This window comes from Euzebya tangerina (genome assembly GCF_003074135.1).
Lineage (GTDB): Bacteria > Actinomycetota > Nitriliruptoria > Euzebyales > Euzebyaceae > Euzebya > Euzebya tangerina.
On sequence record NZ_PPDK01000001.1, the window covers coordinates 1,773,246 to 1,793,959 of the forward strand.

The following is a 20,714-nucleotide window of genomic DNA, read 5'->3' on the forward strand; positions in this document are numbered from 1 at the left end:
GAAGTCCGGAGTGCGCACGGTCCTGATGCTGCGCCGGTCCGCGGCCAGGCTGGTCGCATGCGTCTCGTTCCCGTGGTCCTCCTGGTGCTCGTCCTCGCAGCCTGCTCCAGCACGCCGCCACCCACCGCCAACGTTGCAACCGGGCCAGCGGCTGACGCCGATGTCCAGATCATCATGATCGACGATGCCTTCTCGCCCGAGCAGACTGAGGTGGAGGGGAATGGGCCGGTGACCGTCGACGTCCGGAATGATGGCGAAGACGCACACAACCTCGTGTCGGCAGACGGAACCGTCGTGACGCCGCTCCTGGAGCCTGGTGACGTGGTGTCTTTCTCGGTTCCCATCGATGGTGAGTGGCGCTTCCGCTGCACCCTGCACGGCGGGATGGAGGGAACGATCTCGCGGTAGGACTCAGTCCCCGTGATCGATGTCGGGCACCAACTGCGGCCAGACCGGGTCCCCCGTCGCCAGACGCTCGGCATCACTTCGCAGGACGCAGAACAGGTTGCCGATCGGGTCGGCGAGCACCACCCAGCCCAGACCGTCCCCGGATCGATGATCGGCGACCACTGGTGCGCCGTGCGCCACGAGGCGGTCGACCTCCTCGTCGCGGGTGCGGTCGCGGGGTACCAGGTCGAGATGCACTCGGTTGCTCGCCGGGGGCAGCTCGTCGACCTCGAGGAAGAGCAGCACGTGGCCGCTCTCGCGGTCGACGATCGCGCACTCCGGGTCTCCCGGCTCGTTGGGGTCGCCCGGGATGTCGGCGTAGCCGACCGCGGTCTTCCACCACTCCGAGAGCGTGAAGGCGTCCAGGCACGAGAAGGTGGTGTGGCTGACGCGAGAGCTCATCAGCTGGAATTCTACGGTCAGGTCGGCAGCGGGTAGGACCGGGACGGGTCCTGCGGACTCTTCAAGCCGATCCGGTTGCCATCCTGATCGCACACGATGGCGTAGCGGGCGCCGAAGAACGTGTCCCACGGGGCGACGCTGCTCTCGAACCCGGCTTCCACCACCCGTTCGTGGACCTGGTCGACGGCGTCTCGGGAAGAAAGGTTGACATCGACGACCGTCGAACCGGCCGAGGGCCCGTCGAAGACCGGATCCCACAGCCTCGCGAACTCCGGTTGGTGCAACACGAGGTTGAACCCGCTGTCGAACGACACCACCGCGGCGTGGGTGTGACGGGGCTCGCTCTGCCACCCCAGCAACGCCCAGAAGGTCTTCGCGCGCTCCAAGTCGGTGACGATCAGGTTCACCTGAGCCAGGCCGTCCATGCCCCTATTCTGCGTGTCGGCCTGCCCCCACGACAAGCGCCAGGTCGTGCTGACGGATCGCCGGACCGTGTGGCTCACACGCTGAGGGGGCTTCTGCCGGACGATGGGCGAGCGACCTGCCTGCTGAGGTGCGGCGGGCTGGCTGGATGCCGCACTGGGCTCTTCATGCGCCGCATCCACCCAACGAGGCGAGGGGCGACGTGGCTGGTGTTCCAGGCCGGTGTCGGTTCGTCCGAAGTGGCTCTGAGCAGGGGTTTTGCCTCGATCTGTCCGTCCCTGTCGCGTAGAATGAGCGGTATGGGAACGGGTGTGTTGGAGGCGGCAGAGGTGACCCACCTCGTTGGTGTGATGCAGCGTCTCGCGGCTCGCCTGGATCCCGATTCGATCCCCGATGTTGAGGTGGGTGGGCTCCTGACCGATCTGGGTCAGCTGGCCCGGCTGGCGGAGGGGATGACGACGCTGCTTGCCCGTCGGGCGTTCGACACCGCGACGGCCACAGGTCCTGCCGCATCCCGTGAGGTGCGCGAGCAGGTGGCAGCAGCCACAGGAACCACGGTGCGCCAGGCCGCGACCCGGTTGGAGACCTCCATCCGACTTGGCGAGAACCAACAGGTGGCTGCCGCGGTGCGGGCCGGAAGCTTGTCGACCGCTCAGGCGGACGCGGTCACGGACGCGGCAGCGGCAGCGCCGGACATGACCGGCATGTTGTTGGCGGCCGCGCAGACCCAGTCGGTGCAGGATCTCAAGCGAACCTGTCGTGATGCACGTGTGGCGGCCGATCCTGACCTGGCGGCGACCCGGCGTCGCCATCACCGTGATCGGTGCTTTCGGGCCTGGTCGGAGTCTGACGGGGAGTGGAAGGCATACCTGTCCGGCCCCGCTGATGCCGGTGCCAGGATCGAGGCCGCCATCCGTGGCGTCCACGACCAGGTGTTCAAGGCCGCCCACGCCGAGGGTCGGCGGGAGCAGGATGCGGCCTACCGATTTGATGCGCTGCTCGCCACCCTGGCGGGTGCGGCGACGGATGCTGATGGCACACACTCCGATGACGTCCAGTCCAGGCAGCAACCGTCAGGGTCATCCCGGCGACTCAGCGGCCGACAGACCAAGGTGATCGTGACCATCGACGCTGCGGCGCTCAAGCGTGGGGAGGCCCAGCCGGGAGAGCGGTGTGAGATCGCCGGCGTTGGCCAGGTACCGGTCGACGCCGTTCGCGAGCTGATCCCGGACGCACATCTGGCCTACGTCATCCGCAACGCGGTCGATGCCTCGGTCGCCCATGTGGGTCGCCAGGTGACTGCCCATCAGCGCACCGCCTTGGAGGCCCGAGGGTACGAGTGCGAGGTGCCTGGGTGCCGGGCAACGCATCTGCTGGAGATCGATCACGTCACCGAGTGGGCCATCTCCAAGCAGACTCGGCTGGACCAACTGGCGTGGCTGTGTCGGCATCACCATCGCGATAAGACCCGCGGTGACCACCGGCTCACGGGGCCGCCCGGCGGACGTCGGTGGGTGACAACCGATTCCGGAGTGGCTGATCGGCCGGGCCGAACAGACGGTCTGGGCGCCGGTCTGGGCTCACTCCTGCGCACACGCGATCGGCTGCTGAAGATCGCGCGGAGCTACGCCGAGCAACCATGGATCGGGCAGTGGCGCGGCCACCCGGTCCGTTGTGACCCACACGGTGGGTACACGCCAAGCTCGGCGGAGCGTCCCAGCGCCCGACTCGCCCATGCGGGCGCCCACGGGTGGACGTCCGTGTCAGATCTCGCCTGAGACGGTCCGGAGCACCTGTCGGACTCACTCGATGAGGCCGGCGTCTCGCTGCCACCCTCTGACGTAGGCGACGATGTCGGCCACGTCCTGATCAGAGAGGCCGGGCTGAGGGGGCATGGGGCCGGACGAAGGGACCGCGTCGTCCGTCGCTGGCCCGGATCCTCATCGGGTGGGCCCCCGAGATGGGCGATCTGGGTCCGACGCAACAGTTGCGCGTTCAGCGCCACGATGACCGTGGACGCGCTCATCAGGGTGGCACCGACGGCGATCGGCAGGACGAAGCCGATGGGAGCCAGGATCCCGGCAGCCAGCGGGATGGCCGCCAGGTTGTACCCGGCCGCCCACCACAGGTTCTGGATCATCTTCCGGTACGTCTCCGTCGAGAGATCACGGATTGCGACGACCCCACGCGGATCGTCCGAGGCCAGGACCAGCCCGGCGGACTCGATGGCAACGTCGGTGCCCGCACCGATGGCGATGCCGACATCGGCCCGCGCGAGCGCCGGGGCGTCGTTCACGCCGTCCCCGACCATCGCAACCCGCTTGCCGTCGTCCTGGAGCTGCTTGACCTTCTCGTCCTTGTCCTCCGGGAGCACCTCGGCGAACACCCGGTCGAGGCCAAGCTCCTGACCAACTGCCTCAGCGACCGGGCGGGCGTCACCGGTGATCATCACCACTTCGACGCCGTCGTTGTGCAGGGCGTCGACCGCTTCCGCGGACTCCGGCCGGATCTCGTCGGCCAGCGTGATGGCGCCGATGACGGCATCACCACGCATGACGTGGAGCACCGCTGCGCCGCGATCGGAGGCCGCCTGCGTCTCCTCCGACAGGCTCTCGGGCGACTCGACCTCCCGTTCCCGGAGCAGGCTCGGCCCGCCCACGAACACGTCCTCGCCATCCACCGTGCCCCTGACCCCTCGTCCGGTCATCGAGGTGAAGTCACCGGCCTCCGGGATGGACAGCTCGCGGTCCTGTGCCCGGGTGACGATGGCGCGGGCGAGCGGGTGCTCCGAAGACCGTTCGACCGCAGCCGCGGCCCGCAGGACATCGTCGGGATCAGCCCCCTCCACGGCGAAGACGTCCGCGACGGCATGTTCACCCTTGGTGAGGGTGCCCGTCTTGTCGAAGAACACGACGTCGACCAGTCGCATCGTCTCCAGGGCCTTCCGGTCGCGGACGAGCACGCCGGCCTTCGCGGAGCGGGAGGTCGAGATGGCGGTGACCAGCGGGATGGCCAAGCCCAGCGCGTGGGGGCAGGCGATCACGAGGACGGCGACGGTCCGGTCCACGGCCTGGTCGGTCTGACCGACGACGATCCAGACCACGGCGGTGATGGCCGCGGCCGCCAGCGCCACGTAGAACAGCAGCGCGGCGGCGCGGTCGGCCAGGATCTGCGTCCGCGACTGCGACTGCTGTGCCTCGCTCACCATGCGCTGGATGCCGGCCAGGGTGGTGTCATCTCCGGTGGCGTCGACCCGCACCTCGATGGCTGACTCCGCGACGACGGTTCCGGCCACGACGGTGTCCCCCTCACTGCGGGCGACCGGGCTGGACTCGCCGGTGATCATCGACTCGTCGACGTCGGCCGATCCATCGACGATCTCGCCGTCTGCCGGCACACGGCCCCCGGGGCGCACGAGGACCACGTCACCACTGGACAACTCGGCGGCGCTCACGGTCCGGGTCTCGCCGTCCTCATCGACCACCTCGGCCTCGTCCGGCAGCAGCTCAGCCAGCGCCTCCAGCGCACCACGGGCCCGGCCGACCGCACGCATCTCCACGAAGTGTCCCAGGAGCATCACGTCGATGAGGAGAGCCAGTTCCCACCAGATGGCCCGGTCGAAGACACCAGCAGCCTCTGCCATCGACGCGACGTAGGCGACGGTGATGGCCAGCGTGATCAGCAGCATCATGCCCGGCTGGCGCTGCCGCAGTTCGCTGAGGCCACCCGTCAGGAACGGCCACCCGCCGTAGAAGAACAGCACGGTCCCGAGCACCGGGAGCAACAGCGCCGAGCCGGGGAACACCGGCGCGGTGTAGCCCAGCCAGGACTGCACCACGTCGGAGTAGACCAGGATGGGAATCGTCAGCAGCGCTGAGAGGAGCAGCCGGTCCAGGAACATCTTCGCGTGATCGCTGTGGCCGCCAGAGTCCCCCGCATGCTGGTCGTGGCTGCTCTCTGCTGTCGTGGACATACATTGCCCTTCGAAGTCGGCAATACCCCTGGGGGGTATCTACCCAATGTAGGTCCCTAGACAACACGTCGACCGTCTGGCCCAGACGGCAGCACGAAACTTCGTTACGCTCCCGGGCCATGACGTCGCACACTGCGCCCGATCATCCCGACATCGAGAAGGTCCTGATCTCGCAAGCGCAGATCCAGGACCGGTTGGCCGAGTTGGGCGCGGAGGTCTCGTCCCACTACGGCGACGACGAGGTCGTCGTGGCCGCGGTCCTCAAGGGCGCCTTCATCGTCCTGGCCGACTTCTCGCGCCACCTGTCGACCAACACGGTGTTCGACTTCATGGCGGTCTCGAGCTACGGCGCCTCGACCAAGAGCAGCGGCGTCGTCCGCATCCTGAAGGATCTCGACGCCGAGATCGAGGGCCGCCACCTCCTCATCGTCGAGGACATCATCGACTCCGGTCTGACCCTCTCCTACCTCCTCAAGAACCTCAAGACCCGCAAGCCAGCCTCGATCGAGATCATGTCGCTGCTGATGAAGCCGGAGCAGCTCAAGGTCGATCTGCCCGTCCGCTGGGTCGGCTTCGAGGTCCCCAACGAGTTCGTCGTCGGGTACGGGCTGGACTACGCCGAGCGATACCGCACCCTCCGATACATAGGGACCCTGAAGCCCGAGGTCTACAGCTGAGCCGTCCGGCCCGTGCCCAGCCGGAGCTAAAGAGGCGGCAAAGCCCCGGGGCGCTCGGGGATCACTGGTGGCTCGCTGATATCATCAGACCGTAGTCGCCGGCCGGTCCGGCTCCTACGTCCCAGGGACCCTCGTCCATGAATCTCCAGCGCTTCCTCCGCGGCCCATTCCTCTGGGTCACGATCCTCCTCCTGCTCGCCTTGGTGCTCCTCTCGAGCCTCGGCGCGGGCGACGAGCCTGAGGAGTTCACCTACGGCGAGTTCCTGGTCGAGCTCGAGTCCGGCAACATCGAGACCGTCACCATCAAGTCCCGGGCAAACAGCATCGAGGGTGAGCTGGTGGGGGACGACGAGCAGCCCTACGAGGCGACCTACGACCCGGTGATCCACGACGAGCAGCTGGACGCGGCGCTGCAGGCCGCCGGGATCGAGCCCGAGAACTACGACGCTGACGCGCAGGACTCCAACCTCTTCGTCACCGTCCTGCTCAACTTCCTGCCGTTCATCATCATCTTCGGCCTGTTCTTCTTCCTGATGTCCCAGATGCAGGGCGGTGGCCGAGGCCTGATGAGCTTCGGCAAGTCGAAGGCCAAGCAGGTCTCCAAGGACCAGCCGAAGGTCACCTTCGACGACGTCGCCGGGGCCGACGAGGCCGTCGAGGAGCTCCGCGAGATCAAGGACTTCCTGGCTGACCCGACCAAGTTCCAGGCCATCGGCGCCAAGATCCCCAAGGGGGTGCTGCTCTTCGGACCTCCGGGGACCGGCAAGACCCTGCTGGCTCGAGCCGTCGCCGGGGAGGCCGGCGTGCCCTTCTTCTCGATCTCCGGCTCGGACTTCGTCGAGATGTTCGTCGGCGTCGGCGCGAGCCGGGTCCGGGACCTGTTCGAGCAGGCCAAGAACAACGCACCAGCGATCATCTTCGTCGATGAGATCGACGCCGTCGGCCGTCACCGAGGCGCCGGCATGGGTGGTGGGCACGACGAGCGTGAGCAGACCCTCAATCAGATGCTGGTCGAGATGGACGGCTTCGACGTCCAGACCGGTGTCATCCTGATCGCCGCCACCAACCGGCCCGACATCCTCGACCCGGCACTGCTGCGGCCCGGCCGCTTCGACCGGCAGATCGTCGTCGACCGCCCCGACATCGAGGGCCGCAAGCGGATCCTCGAGGTGCACGGTCGCGGCAAGCCGCTGGCGCCTGATGCCGACATGGAGGTGCTGGCCCGCCGCACCCCCGGCTTCACCGGTGCCGACCTCGCCAACCTGGTCAACGAAGCGGCCCTGCTGGCAGCCCGCCGGGGAATGGCCGAGATCTCGATGGCAAGCCTGGAGGACGCCATCGACCGGGTAATCGCCGGCCCCGAACGTCGGACTCGGATGATGGATGACGAGGAGAAGCGCCTGATCGCCTACCACGAGGGCGGGCACACCATCGTCGGGCACGCGCTGCCGCACGCCGACCCGATCCACAAGGTCTCGATCATCGCCCGCGGCCAGGCACTGGGCTGGACGCTCGCCCTCCCCACGCGTGACAAGTACCTCGTCAGCCGGGGTGAGCTGATCGACCGGTTGGCGATGATGCTGGGCGGACGCGTCGCCGAGGAGCTGACCATCGGCGACTACACCACGGGCGCCAGCGACGACATCTCCAAGGCCACCGCAACCGCCCGCGAGATGGTCACGCAGTACGGCATGAGCGAGAAGCTGGGCCCGGTCATGTACGGTCAGAAGGACTCCCAGCCCTTCCTCGGCAAGGAGGGCGGTTCGTCGGCGAACTACTCCGGCGAGATCGCGACCACGATCGACAGCGAGATCCGTTCGCTGATCGACGAGGCCCATGACGAGGCACTGGAGATCCTGGTGGACAACCGGGCCGTGCTGGAGGAGCTGGCCAACAGCCTGATCGAGCACGAGACCGTCGAGAAGGAGCGGCTGGAGGCGATCCTGGCGAAGGTCGTGATCCGACCGTCCCGCAAGATCGCCCCGCTGATGCATGGCGAGGCCGGTCACATGACCACCGAGGGAGTCATGGATGCGCTGCGCCGACTGCCGGACGCACCACCCGCCGCAGCGGCAGAGGCATCCGACAGCGTGCACGCCTCCCGGGCACTCGACGAGCCAGGGCAGTGACCGCCCTCGAGCAGGGCTCGGAGGCATCCACCGACCGCGTCCGGGTCCTGACCAACGCCGAGCCGCGTGGCGCGTTCGACCACGACAAGATCCGACAGGGGGTCCGCCTGCTGTTCTCCGGGCTCGGGCTGGATCCCGATGACCCCCGCATTGCCGGCACGCCCGACCGCGTTGCGCGGATGTACGACGAGATCTTCGGCGGCCTCCTGGTGGACCCGGCTGACGTCGTGGACACGATGTTCGACGAAGGTCATGACGAGATCGTCATCGTCCGGGACATCCCCTTCGCCTCCGTGTGCGAACACCACCTCGTGCCGTTCGTGGGACGCGCCCACGTCGGCTACCTGCCGTCGAAGGACGGCCAGGTGACCGGCCTGTCGAAGCTGGCGCGGCTGGTCGACGTCATCGCGAAGCGTCCCAACCTGCAGGAGCGGATCACCGCACAGGTGGCCGACACCCTCGAGCGGGTCCTCGAGCCACGAGGCGTGATCGTCCAGATCGAGGCGGAGCACTTCTGCATGACCATGCGCGGGGTGCGCAAGCCCGGTGCGATGACCGTGACGAGCGCCGTGCGCGGCCTCATCCGCAAGGATCCCCGCACCCGCACCGAAGCCATGATGCTCATCGGTGGGCCGCGGCCGAGCACCTACGGCTAACGGGCACGCACCGACGGATCACGGCCGGCCGTACGCGCCCGTACCGGATTCGGTAGCCTGCGGGAATGCCGGCCCCGCCCCTCATACGCATCGTTGATGCCAGCCTCGGCAGCGACGCTCAGGTCCGCGTGGTGGTCAGCCGGGTGTCCGATCCCGACAAGCTCCAGCGGGCATGGTCCTCGTCCGGCGCGACCATCGACCAGGTCGGTGACCGCATCCATGCGATCACGACCGTGGAGGCGCTGGCACGGGCGGCCGGACGGTCGTTGGACCGGGACGAGGCCATGCTCATCGACCGTGGGCTGCGGGATGCCGTCAGCGCGTGGACCGGACCCACACCGGGCCTCAAGGCCCGCGGCCGACCACTGCCCACCGATCACCGTCCACTGGTGATGGGCATCATCAACATCACCCCTGACTCCTTCGCGGATGGCGGGTCGATTTACCCCGACGGACACCCGGGCAAGGCGATCGACGCGGCCAGGGCGTTGGTGGCCGAGGGCGCCGACGTGATCGATGTCGGAGGTGAGAGCACCCGGCCAGGTGCGGAGCCGGTGGCGGCTGATGTCGAACTCAGTCGGGTCATACCGATCGTCCGGGCGCTGGTCAGCGATGGTGTCTGCGTCTCGATCGATACGCGCAAGGCCGCCGTGGCCGAGCAGGCGTTGGCCGAGGGAGCGAGCATCGTCAACGACGTCGGCGGCGCGTCCGAGCCGGACCTGCTGGCCGTGACCGCCAAGGCCGGTGCCGTGTACGTGCTGATGCACACCCGCGGGACGCCGCAGGACATGGCCGGCCAGGTCGAGTACGAGGACGTGGTCGCAGAGGTCTACGAGTTCCTGGTCGACGGTCTGGCCCGCTGCGACGAGGCCGGGGTCGACCCCGAGCAGATCGTGGTCGATCCGGGCATCGGCTTCGCCAAGACCGCTGAGCAGAGCCTGACTCTGCTCCGAGCAACCGCGCAGTTCCGCGGCCTGGGCCGCCCGGTGCTGGTCGGCGCCTCACGCAAGAGCTTCATGCGCTCGGTCGGAGCTGAGACCCCAACCGATCGGTTGCCGGGCAGCCTGGCGACCGCCGCGGTGACCACGGCAGCGGGCGCCGCGTTCCTTAGGGTCCACGACGTCGCCTCGACCGTGGCCGCGGCCAGGACCGCTCACGCGATCGCCACCGGCGAGACCGCCTGGAACCCCATCAACCGCTGATCGCGCCGATCGGGTGAGCGTGCGGTGCCGCGGGACGCGATGTCCGCTGGTCGCCGAAGTGGACTGCTCTCCGGTGGCACCATCGACGTCATGAGCAATCGAGAGTTAGACCCTTTCACGCTCTCCGACTGGGGTCTGTTGGGAGGGCTGGCGCTCATCTGGGGATCGTCCTTCGTCCTGATCGAGATCGGGCTGGACAACTTCACCCCGGCCCAGATCGCGTTCCTGCGGATCGCGCTCGGAACGATCGCACTCGTGTTGGTTCCGGTCGCGCGGCACGGCGTGGGCGGGGCGGGTGTGGATCGGTCGGCGTGGCCGAGGCTCGCGTGGCTCGGGCTGCTCTGGATGGGCATCCCCTTCCTGCTGTTCCCGCTGGCCCAGCAGTGGATCGACTCGTCGTTGGCCGGGATGCTGAACGGTGGTGTCCCGCTGTGGGCCGCTCTTGTTGCCACGCTCCTCGCCCGGCGGCTGCCGCCACGTGGCGTCATCGTCGGGTTGGTCGCCGGCTTCGTCGGCATCATCCTGATCTCTCTGCCGACCCTGGACACCGAGGGCAACATCGCACTCGGGGCGGGTCTGATCGTGTTGGCCACCGTCTTCTACGGCATCTCGCTGAACATCGCCGTGCCGCTGCAGCGGCAGTACGGGTCGCTTGCGGTGATGCTCCGGGCCCAAGCCGTCGCGGCGGTGTTCACCCTTCCCTTCGCCGCGGGAGGCCTCGGTGAGGCGACGTTCGGCTGGTCATCCCTGATGGCGGTGGCCGTCCTGGGTGTGTTCGGGACCGGGATCGCGTTGGCCATGATGGCCACGCTGGCCGGCCGCGTCGGCGCAGCCCGGGGGTCGATCGCGATCTACCTGGTTCCCGTTGTCGCGATCGTCCTCGGGGTCGTCTTCCGGGACGAGCGGGTTGCAGGCGTGGCATTGGCCGGCACGGCCCTGGTGATCCTGGGGGCCTACATCACCTCTCGGGCGCAGGCCGAGCGGACGACCGCCGCCGTCGTGCCCCGCGTCGGGCACGCAACCAAGGATCACGTGCGGACCTAGGCTTCTGCTCGCCATGGCTCAACACGAGATCGATCCGGACAACCCGCCGTACGCTCCCGCGACCCTCGACGCCAAGGCCGACATCGACCCGGCTGACTTCTTCGCCGTCGACATGCGAACCGGCGTAGTCACTGAGGTCGAGGCGTTCCCGGAGGCGCGCAAGCCGGCGTGGAAGATCACCGTGGACTTCGGCCCGGTGATCGGGACACTGCGCACCAGCGCCCAGATCACCAACTACACCCGTGAGGAGCTCCTCGGCCGGACGGTCGTGGGAGCCCTCAACCTCGGGACCAAGCGGATCGCCGGCTTCACCAGCGAGTTCCTGATCCTGGGGGCGCTCGACCCCGACGGGACGGTGCGGCTGCTCGAGCTGCCCGACGGCGTGCAGCCGGGCGCGCCCGTCGCGTGAACGCATGCGTGACTTCGCCCGCTGACAGCCGGGCAGCTCACGCATGCGTCGACGCAGTCGAGCAGGCCGTACCATCACCCGGACATGGACAGCATCGAGATCCGCGGCCTGCGGGTGTTCGCTCACCACGGCGTCTTCCGCGAGGAGAAGCGGGACGGACAGACCTTCGTGATCGACGTGACGCTCACGGCGGACCTGGCCGCCGCCTCGACCAGCGATGACCTCGCCGACACGATCAACTACGGCGAGCTCTCCCATCGCGTCGCAGACGCCGTCCGCGACACCCAGTTCGACCTGATCGAGCGGCTCGCGGGGCACCTCCTCGACCTGGTCATGGCCGATGAGCGGGTCCAGACCGCCGAGGTCCGCATCGCAAAGCCTTCCGCGCCCGTCGGGGTCGATCTTGACGAGGTGGCCGTCCGGCTGACGCGCCACCGCCCATGACCGGGGGCCTGGCCCGGCGGGTGCGGTCCTACGTTGATATGCGCCAACCTCCGGCCGGGCGTGAGGTCGCATTCCTGGGCCTCGGCGGCAACATGAGCGACCGCATCTACTACCTGAACCGGGCCGTGCGCTTCCTGGACGCGGATCCCGAGGTGGAGATCGACGACATCTCGAGCGTCTACCAGACCGAGCCCGTCGGCCCCTCAGAGGATCCCTTCTACAACGTGGCGGTCCGTGTCCTGACCCGCCTGTCTCCCCTCCGGCTGTTGCGGGCCTGCCAGCAGGTCGAGGACCGGCTGGGTCGCGTCCGAACCGTCCGCTGGGGACCACGGACGATCGACGTGGATGTGCTGCTGTACGGGGACCGGGTGATCACCACCTCGACGCTGACCGTGCCGCATCCGGAGTTGACGGGCCGCGCGTTCGCCATGGTGCCGCTGCTGGAGGTGGCGACGGGCTGGCAACTCCCCGACGGCCGGTCCCTGGCCTCGGTGATCGCCGACCTGGCCCCGATCGAAGGGGTCCAGGCCATCGGGCGACAGGTGTCACTGGAGGACCTTCCGGACGGGCCACCCGAGGGCTCGCAGGCATGAGCCGCGTCGCGATCATCGGACCCGGCCGGGTGGGGACGGCCGTTGCGCTCGGCCTGCAGCACGCCGGCCACACCATCGTGGCCGTCGCTGGCTCCTCCGACCCGCCGCTGGATTCGACACGATCGGGGCCTAACCCGCACATGCGCGGCTCAGGCCCCGATCGTGCGACCATCTCAGCCTCACTCGCGCGGTTCCGCCGATTGCTGCCCGACGTCCCCGTCACGGCCGCAACGGCAGCCCCAGCCGACGCCGACCTCGTCGTCGTGGCGACACCCGATGACGCGCTCGCCCAGGTCGCCGGTCAGATCGCGCTGGCGGAGGCGGTCCAGCCCGGCCAGCGCTGGGTCCACCTGGCCGGCGCGCACGGCCCCGAGGTCCTGGGGCCGATCACTGCCGCAGGCGGCCGGGTTGCCGCCTGTCATCCCGCCATGACCTTCCCCGACCCCCAGACCGGCTTCGAACGCCTGCCGGGCACGTCCTGGGCCGTCACCGCCGATCCGGACGACCTGGACTGGGCACGACTGCTCGTCGTGGACCTCCGCGGCTCGCCGGTCACGGTGGCCGGGTCGAATCGGACCCTGTACCACGCGGGATTGGCGGTCGGCAGCAACGGGACGACGGCTGTGGTGACCATGGCGCGAGACCTGTTGCTGGGGGCTGGCATCGACGACCCGTCCGCGTTCCTGACTCCGCTGGTCGCGGCCTCGGCCGAGGGAGGAGCGACCTCCGGGGTCGCCGCCCTCACCGGCCCGATCCGCCGCGGCGACGAGGCAACCGTGGCCGGCCATCTCCAAGAGCTGCGGACTTCCTTCCCGGAGGCCGTCCAGTCCTACGTCGCCCTCGGTCGCCTGATCCTCGGCCACGCCGCTCGGGCGGGGCTGGCAGACGATCGGATCGCCGCCGTCAGGACCGTGCTCGACCGGGCCACCCACCCGAGGTGACCACATGGCGCGGTCACCAAAACCTCGACTGACTATTGCATTCCTCTAGAAGAATATGTACTGTTCAGCGGCATGAGCCCCGACACGGTCCTGGACGCCCTCGGCGAGCCGGGCCGCCGCCAGCTGATGGTCCTGTTGCACGAGCGCGGTGAGTCAACCGTCACCGCGCTGGTGGACGCGTCGGGGATCCGGCAACCCCAGGTCTCCAAGCACCTGAAGGTCCTGTCACACGCCGAACTCGTCTCGGTCAGACCGGACGGTCGCCGCCGCTACTACCGACTTCGGCCCAACGGCCTGAAGGCAGCCCACGACTGGTTCGGCCAGTTCGAGGACGTCTGGCAGGACCGCTTCGATGCCCTCGACGCACTTGTCTCGGGCCCCGACCCCACACCCGATGTGACCGGTCTCGATCAGTCCGATCCACAGCCAGAACCCCAATCAGAAACCCCGCCCGACCCCGACACCACGAAGGACACCTGAGCACCATGACCGACACCACCACCCGCCCGACCCTGACCTCACACCCGACCGTCGACTCCCGAGTGGGGACGGCCACCATCGAGATCGCCGAGGACGGCGGGTCCTACACCGCCGTCCGGCTCTTCGGCGCCCCGCCAGACCGGATCTTCCGGGCCTTCACCGATCCCGACGACCTGCGACAGTGGTTCCCCGCCGGAGCCCCCGAGGGCAGCGTGCTGATCACCTGCGAGTCCGACCCGACGGAGGGCGGCACCTACTTCTACGTGATGGAGATCCCCGAGTACGGCCGGATGGCATGGCACGGTAACTACACCGGCGTCAGCAGGCCCGACCGGATCGATGCCGAGGAGTGGTTCGTCATGGGTGAGCAGGAACCCGATGGCCCACCGTCGGTCCAGACCCTGGTCTTCGACCCCGTCGACGGGGGCGGCACGCTGATGACCATGACCGTCACGTTGGGCGAGCCCGAGGATCCCGAGGTCCTGATCGAGCAGACCGCCGGTGGTCTGGGCAGCTCCTTGGATGCCATGGACGCCCTGACCAGCTGAGCTGAATTCACGGAGGCGGGAACGCTCGGCCGGAGGGCGACGTCCAACGTTGCACGACAGCTCGGCAGGACAGGTCCGGCTGTCGGAATGTGAGGATCCGTCAAGCCTGAAGGGCCACCGATGAGCGAGGGTGCCAGTTCGAACCGACCCATGCGCCGGGTCCTGCTCGCGGTGGCGACCGTCCTGGCCGTCGTCGCGACCTTCTGTGCCGTGACCGATGACTCGGACGAGACCACCTCGTCGTCCGCGGGACCGGAGGCCGAAGACGACGACGAGGCGGACGGCACCGACCAGGACCCCCGCCCGTTCCGAATCCAACTCCGGGAGGGAACGGCCGACCCGACAGCTACGGACGGCGATGACGTGGCCCAGGTCACGGGAACCGGCCTGGACCCGACCCGGATCGCCGAGATCACCGGACGCTTGGACCCCCTGGAGTCCGAGGCGGACGACCAGCAGGACTTCAGCCGTCCGCCCGAATCATTGCCGCCACCAACCACGGGAGAGGCGCTGGAGGTGGCGTTCCCTCTGGCCGACACGCCGACGTCGACGGCCACTCCCGACTCCGACGGACCGCTGGAGGTCCTGCGTGTCCAGCCTGACGGCGCAGTGGACATCGCCCCCTTCCTGGCCGTCACGTTCAACCAGCCGATGATCCCGCTGGCCACCCTCGACCAGCTGGACCAAGAGGACGTCCCGGTGACCGTCAGCCCCGAACTGGACGGTCGGTGGCGCTGGCTCGGGACCCGGACTGTCCGCTTCGAGCACAGCCAGCTCGACGGCGCCCCCGTGGACGGCCTCGACCGGCTGCCGATGGCCACCGAGTACACGGTCACCATTCCGGCCGGCACCACCTCCGAGACCGGCGGAGTCCTGGCCGAGGACGTGACGTTCTCCTTCTCCACCCCACCACCAACGGTCACCCAGTTCGGCCCGCAGAGCGACAGCCTGCCGCTCGAGCCCGTCTTCGTCGCCACCTTCGACCAGCAGGTCGAGCCGGAGGCCGTCATCGACCGCATCATCCTCGACGCCGACGGCGAGCGGCCGGTCCGGATCGCCACGGCTGATGAGATCGAGGCCGACGAGACGGCCAGCGACCTGGTGGCCCGGGCCCAGGACCGACGCTGGGTTGCCTTCCGACCGGTCGACCCGCTGCCCCCGGACACTCGAGTGCGGGTTGACGTGGGGGAGGGGACACCATCGGCCGAGGGGCCGCTGACCACCACCTCGGCGCGAAGCTTCACCGGCCAGACCTACCCGGCTCTGCGAATCCTCCGAGGCGACTGCGGCCGCGGCAGCAGCGACTGCGGTCCGGGATCGGCACTGGTGCTCCAGCTGTCCAACCCGCTGGACCCCGCCTCAATCGACCCCGACCAGGTGACCGTCGAGCCCGACGTGCCGGGCGTCCAGGTCGTCCTCGAGTTCGACAACGTGATCGTCCGCGGCGCCACCCAACCCAACACGACCTACGAGGTGACCCTGCCAGCCGAGCTGACCGATCAGTTCGGACAGACTCTCGGCGAGCCGGCGAGCTGGACCTTCGGTACCGGCGACCCGCGGCCGTTCGTGCGCCAGCCCGGACGGGAGTTGGTGACGCTCGATCCGCTGGCCGAGCAGCCATCGCTCTCCCTCGTCAGCGCGGGCCACGAGGAGTTCCGCGTGGTCGCCTACGACGTCAGCCCTGACGACTGGCCCGCGTACTGGCGGGAGCTTCGCCGGTCCGAGGAGCTTCGCGAGCCCGACTTCCCGGTCCACAGCGACCGCATGATCAGTACCGGCGCGGAGGACGCCGGCACCGTCGAGACCGTCATCGACCTCAGCGACGTCCTGCCGGATGGCACCGGCCACGTGGTCCTGCTCATCGAGCCGGAGCGGACCTTCCCACGGAACAGCGAGCAGTTCTGGGAGAACCGCCCGTTCCTGATCTGGGTGCAGGCCACGACGGTCGGGATCGACGTCATCTCGGACGCGGACATGCTGCTGGCGTGGGCCACCGACCTGCGTGACGGGCAGCCAATGGCGGATGCGGAGGTCGCCTACGCCGGCTCGACGGGCCTCACCGACGGTCAGGGTCGGGCCTCCCTCCAACTGGACGGAACGGGGGCCGAGTACCTCACCGTCACGACGGAGGGACAGGCCGCCATCCTCCCATCAGGGTGGCCCGAGCGATGGGTGGAGCGGAGCCAGATTGACGAGACCCGCTGGCACGTCTTCGACGACCGCGGCCTGTACCGGCCGGGAGAGACCGTGCACCTGAAGGGCTGGGTGCGGGAACTCCAACTCTCCGGCGACGCCGACCTCGCGCTGCTCCCCGAGAACACGACCATGAGCTACCAGGTGTACGACGGCCAGTTCGTCGAGCTCGAAGCAGGTGAGGTGACGCTGAACCGGCTGGGCGGCTTCGACCTCGAGATCGAGCTGCCGGCCGGTGCCAACCTCGGCTTCGGCGCCGTGCAGTTCCAGCTGATCGAGAACGCCGACGGCCTGGCCAATCCCTTCTGGGAGCACCCACTCCGCATCGAGGAGTTCCGTCGACCCGAGTTCGAGGTCACCACGCAGGTCGTCTCGCCCGAGCCGAACGTCCTGACCCGCCCGGTGACCGTCCAGGCGGAGGCGAGCTTCTTCTCCGGCGGCGCACTACCCGCCGCCCCGGTCACTTGGACCGTCACCAACCAGCCGACGTCCTACAACCCGCCCGGCTGGCGGGAGTTCACGTTCGGCCGGTTCATCCCGTGGTGGCGGTCCGGTGGCTTCGGCCAGACCACGACGACCGGAGCAGGGTTCGAGGACGGGTTCGGCCCTGGGTTCGGACCGGGCCCCGACGATCGTGCGTCGACCGAGGTGCTGACCGGGATCACGGACGCCAGCGGCCGTCACCAGCTGGACCTGACCTTCGAGGGCGACACGCCCGACGAGCCACTCCTGGTGAGCGCCAACGCGACAGTCGAGGACGTGAACCGTCAGGCCTTCAGCTCGACCAGCGATCTGCTGGTCCACGCCGGCGAGCGGTACATCGGCCTCCGCAGCGACCGTGCCTTCGTCCGGCAGGGCGATCCGCTGCGGATCCAGACGATCCTGACCGACATCGACGGCGAGGTGATCCCCGACCAGGACGTCGAGTTGGTCGCGGAGCGACTCGTCATCAGCGTCGAGAACGGCGAGCAGGTCGAGACCGGCGTCGACGCCCAGACCTGCACGGTCACCACCAGCCTCGGGCCGGTCGAGTGCGAGTTCGACACCGAGGTGGGCGGGCAGTACCGCGTCTGGACGACCGCGACCGACGATGGCGGCGGCACGAATCGAACGGAGCTCGAGATCTGGGTCAGTGGCGCCGAGGCGGTACCCAGCCGCGATGTCACGCAGGACCAGTTGACCCTCATCCCGTCTCAGCAGGAGTACCACGCGGGAGACGTGGCCGAGATCCTGGTCCCCGCCCCGTTCAGCCCGGCCACGGGTCTGGTCACACTCAGCCGGAACGGCATCACCTCCACCCAGGTCGTCGACGTGGTCGACGGCAGCGCGATCGTCGAGATACCCGTGACCGACGAGATGGTGCCGGGCATCACGGTGCAGGTCGACCTGGTCGGATCGGCACCACGTGTCCTGGACGACGGCTCTCCCGCGCCTGACCTGCCTGACCGTCCGGCGTTTGCCGCCGGGCAGATCGAGCTTGCGGTCCCACCGACCACTCGCGCTCTGACGGTCCAGGCCGAGCCGGAGGCCGACCGGGTGCTGCCCGGCACCCAGACCGCGGTGGAGGTCACCGTGACCGGCCCGGATGGAGCGGCGGTCGAGGGCGCCGACGTGGCCCTGGCCGTGGTCGACGACGCGGTGCTCTCGCTGGTCGACTACCAGCTGGCCGACCCACTCGACAGCTTCTACCGCCCCCTCGGATCGTTCCTGGACAGCGAGTACCTCCGCCACACCATCCAGCTCGCCCGAGCTGATGCTGTGGGTTCGGAGGGTCGGTCGAGCGGAGAGGACGCAGCCATGGAGGACGAAGCCGCCGCCGGAGCCGCCACCGCGGAGGCGATGACCGACGACGCGATGGACGAGGAGGAGTCGGCCGGCGACGCGGCGGCCGGCACCAGCGCGCTGGCCGCCCCCGCCGTGGTCCAGGCCACCGGCGGCCAGGGGGCCCCGCCGATCGAGGTCCGGTCCAACTTCGACGCGCTTGCTGTCTTCGCCCCTGAGGCGACGACCGACGCGCAGGGTCGGGCCACGGTCCAGGTGGACCTGCCCGACAGCCTGACCCGTTATCGGGTCATCGCCGTCGCTGCAGCCGGTGAGGACCAGTTCGGCAGCGACGAGAGCACGCTCGAGGCCGCGCTGCCCGTCCAGGTCCGTCCCTCACCGCCACGGTTCGCGAACTTCGGTGACACCTTCGAGTTCCCCGTCGTGGTGCAGAACACCACCGAGGAGGAGGTGACGGCCGAGGTGGTCTTGGAGGTGACGAACCTGGAGGCGACCGACACCGGTCTAGAGGTCAGTGTCCCGGCGGGGGATCGGGTCGAGGTCCGCTTCCCCATCAGCGTCGCCGATGCCGGCACCGCCCGGTTCCGCACGACCGTGGTGGCGGGCGACGCAACCGACTCGGCCAGCGGCGACTTCCCCGTCTACACCCCGGCTACCTCGGAGTCCTTCGCGACCTACGGGGTCCTCGACGGCGGGGTCGTCAGCCAACCCGTCCTGAGCCCGACCGACGTCGTGCCGCAGTTCGGCGGTCTCGAGGTGACCACCTCCTCGACGGCATTGCAGTCGCTGACCGATGCCCTGCTGTACCTGACCACCTATGAGTACGACTCCTCAGACGCGTTGGCCTCTCGAGTCCTGGCGATCGCCGCGCTGCGCGACGTCCTGGCCGCGTTCGACGCAAGCCTCCTGCCGTCGGCGGGGGAGATCGAGGCGACCGTCGCCAGCGACCTCGAGGGCCTGGCCGGTCTGCAGAACCCCGATGGCGGCTGGCCCGTGTGGCAGCGGGGCCGGTCCAGTGAGCCGTTCCACTCCATCCAGGCCACCCACGCGCTGCTCGCCGCTCGAGCAGCCGGCTACGCCGTCCCGGAGGAGACGCTGCGCCGCGGGCTCGAGCTGCTTCAGGGCATCGAGAACATCATCCACCCGCGTGTCAGCGAGACCACCCGGCAGAGCCTGCGCGCGTACGCCGTCCACGTCCGGAACCTGGCTGGTGATCCCGACCCCGCCCGGGCAGTGGCGATCTACCGGGCCCTGCAGGACGCCAGCGGTGGCGAACCCGGGGCGCTACCGCTGGACGCGGTCGCCTGGCTCTGGCCTGTCCTCGACACCACCTCTCCCGATGGGTCGGCCGTCGACGCCGAGATCGAGGTCGTGCTGGGCAATCGGGTGACCGAGACGCCGTCGGCGGCCACGTTCACGACCGGATACGGCGAGGACGGCTATCTGGTCCTCGGCTCGGACCGTCGGACAGACGGCATCATCCTCGACGCCCTCTTGGATCGGCGGCCGGACAGCGACCTCATCGTCAAGGTCGTGAATGGTCTGCTCGCGAATCAACGCCAGGGCCGGTGGACCAACGTCCAAGAGAACGCCTTCATCCTGCTGGCCGTCAAGCGCTACTTCGACACCTTCGAGGCGACGCCCCCGGACTTCGTGGCCCGGGTGTGGTTGGGTGACCTGTACGCGGCAGAGCACACCTTCGAAGGCCGTTCAACGGACTCATCGCTGACCGTGATACCGACCTCGGAACTGCTCGCCGCCGCAGATGATCCCGGCCTGGTCATCCAACAGGACGGCGAGGGCCGGCTGTACTACCGGCTCGGGCTGCAGACCGCGCCGGCCAGCCTGCAGGTCGACGCCCGCGACGAGGGGTTCGTCGTCCAGCGGGTCTACGAACCGGTCGGTGATCCCGAGGACGTCATCCGGGACGACGACGGCATCTGGCGGATCCGGGCGGGTGCCCAGGTACGGGTCCGGGTGAGCCTGGTGGCCGACAGCCGGCGCGTGAACATGGCACTGGTCGATCCGCTCCCCGCCGGGCTGGAGCCGGTCAACCCCGCCCTGGCGGCCTCCCCCGCCCCTCCGCCCGAGCCCGATGAGCCAGAAGCAGCGACCGAGGGCCCCGTGGCGAGCACGATCGACGTGACGTTCATCGGCCCGTGGTTCGAGCATCAGAACCTGCGGGACGACCGCGCCGAGGCCTTCAGCGGCCTGCTCCAGGGCGGCACCTACGAGTACACCTACATCGCCCGGGCGACGACACCCGGCACCTTCGTCGTGCCGCCTACAGTGGCCGAGGAGATCTACACCCCCGAGGTCTTCGGCCGCACCGCCACCGACACCGTCGTGATCGACTGACTCGCCAACCGCG

16 protein-coding genes and 1 pseudogene are annotated in these 20,714 nt (G+C 69.0%); 14 read left to right on the top strand and 3 right to left on the bottom strand.

Features of this window, described 5'->3' with window-relative positions; genetic code table 11:
• Positions 1-57 precede the first annotated feature (57 nt).
• Positions 58-408 carry a cupredoxin domain-containing protein gene (locus C1746_RS08205; RefSeq protein WP_116714140.1) on the top strand — a complete coding sequence of 117 codons (351 nt, stop codon included), beginning with the start codon at positions 58-60 and terminating at the stop codon, positions 406-408.
• Positions 409-411: 3 nt separating this feature from the next.
• Here C1746_RS08205 and C1746_RS08210 read toward each other — a convergent pair whose 3' ends face one another.
• Positions 412-849, bottom strand: a complete 438-nt coding sequence (locus C1746_RS08210; protein ID WP_116714141.1) for a VOC family protein — start codon at positions 847-849, stop codon at positions 412-414.
• 17 nt (positions 850-866) lie between these two features.
• The gene (locus C1746_RS08215; RefSeq protein ID WP_116714142.1) at positions 867-1,274 is read right to left on the bottom strand and encodes a VOC family protein; all 408 of its coding nucleotides are present in this window, start codon (positions 1,272-1,274) and stop codon (positions 867-869) included.
• A gap of 297 nt (positions 1,275-1,571) precedes the next feature.
• On the opposite strand from C1746_RS08215, the gene C1746_RS23180 reads away from it, so the two are divergent.
• A complete protein-coding gene (locus C1746_RS23180) occupies positions 1,572-3,050 on the top strand; it encodes an HNH endonuclease signature motif containing protein (RefSeq protein WP_116714143.1) in 1,479 nt (492 codons plus the stop codon).
• A 140-nt stretch (positions 3,051-3,190) separates the two neighbouring features.
• Here C1746_RS23180 and C1746_RS08230 read toward each other — a convergent pair.
• Positions 3,191-5,245: pseudogene (locus C1746_RS08230) on the bottom strand (heavy metal translocating P-type ATPase); the annotation flags it as partial.
• 119 nt (positions 5,246-5,364) lie between these two features.
• Between C1746_RS08230 and hpt the strand changes: the two are divergent.
• From hpt to C1746_RS08290, 12 genes are all read left to right on the top strand, one after another.
• Positions 5,365-5,922 carry a hypoxanthine phosphoribosyltransferase gene (gene hpt / locus C1746_RS08235; protein ID WP_116714144.1) on the top strand — a complete coding sequence of 186 codons (558 nt, stop codon included), beginning with the start codon at positions 5,365-5,367 and terminating at the stop codon, positions 5,920-5,922.
• 137 nt (positions 5,923-6,059) lie between these two features.
• The gene (ftsH, locus tag C1746_RS08240; RefSeq protein ID WP_116714145.1) at positions 6,060-8,051 is read left to right on the top strand and encodes an ATP-dependent zinc metalloprotease FtsH; all 1,992 of its coding nucleotides are present in this window, start codon (positions 6,060-6,062) and stop codon (positions 8,049-8,051) included.
• Positions 8,052-8,098: 47 nt separating this feature from the next.
• Positions 8,099-8,707 carry a GTP cyclohydrolase I FolE gene (gene folE, locus C1746_RS08245; RefSeq protein ID WP_116715627.1) on the top strand — a complete coding sequence of 203 codons (609 nt, stop codon included), beginning with the start codon at positions 8,099-8,101 and terminating at the stop codon, positions 8,705-8,707.
• Between the two features lie 65 nt (positions 8,708-8,772).
• Positions 8,773-9,909 (top strand): dihydropteroate synthase, encoded by a 1,137-nt coding sequence (gene folP / locus C1746_RS08250; protein WP_240598861.1) that lies wholly within the window; start codon positions 8,773-8,775, stop codon positions 9,907-9,909.
• A gap of 90 nt (positions 9,910-9,999) precedes the next feature.
• Positions 10,000-10,953: a DMT family transporter gene (locus C1746_RS08255; protein ID WP_162867531.1), complete on the top strand. Its 954-nt coding sequence runs from the start codon at positions 10,000-10,002 to the stop codon at positions 10,951-10,953.
• Between the two features lie 13 nt (positions 10,954-10,966).
• Entirely contained in the window at positions 10,967-11,362 is a 396-nt protein-coding gene (locus C1746_RS08260; protein ID WP_116714147.1) for a tRNA-binding protein, read from the top strand.
• A gap of 84 nt (positions 11,363-11,446) precedes the next feature.
• Positions 11,447-11,806, top strand: a complete 360-nt coding sequence (gene folB / locus C1746_RS08265) for a dihydroneopterin aldolase (RefSeq protein ID WP_116714148.1) — start codon at positions 11,447-11,449, stop codon at positions 11,804-11,806.
• A gap of 38 nt (positions 11,807-11,844) precedes the next feature.
• Positions 11,845-12,399: a 2-amino-4-hydroxy-6-hydroxymethyldihydropteridine diphosphokinase gene (folK, locus tag C1746_RS08270; RefSeq protein WP_162867532.1), complete on the top strand. Its 555-nt coding sequence runs from the start codon at positions 11,845-11,847 to the stop codon at positions 12,397-12,399.
• Positions 12,396-13,340 (top strand): Rossmann-like and DUF2520 domain-containing protein, encoded by a 945-nt coding sequence (locus tag C1746_RS08275; RefSeq protein WP_116714150.1) that lies wholly within the window; start codon positions 12,396-12,398, stop codon positions 13,338-13,340. Before folK ends, C1746_RS08275 begins: the two co-directional genes overlap by 4 nt.
• 72 nt (positions 13,341-13,412) lie before the next feature.
• Positions 13,413-13,820 carry an ArsR/SmtB family transcription factor gene (locus C1746_RS08280; protein WP_116714151.1) on the top strand — a complete coding sequence of 136 codons (408 nt, stop codon included), beginning with the start codon at positions 13,413-13,415 and terminating at the stop codon, positions 13,818-13,820.
• Between the two features lie 5 nt (positions 13,821-13,825).
• Complete coding sequence (locus C1746_RS08285) at positions 13,826-14,368, top strand: SRPBCC domain-containing protein (RefSeq protein ID WP_116714152.1); 543 nt, start codon at positions 13,826-13,828, stop codon at positions 14,366-14,368.
• A 120-nt stretch (positions 14,369-14,488) separates the two neighbouring features.
• A complete protein-coding gene (locus tag C1746_RS08290) occupies positions 14,489-20,701 on the top strand; it encodes an Ig-like domain-containing alpha-2-macroglobulin family protein (RefSeq protein WP_116714153.1) in 6,213 nt (2,070 codons plus the stop codon).
• Positions 20,702-20,714: the final 13 nt, after the last annotated feature.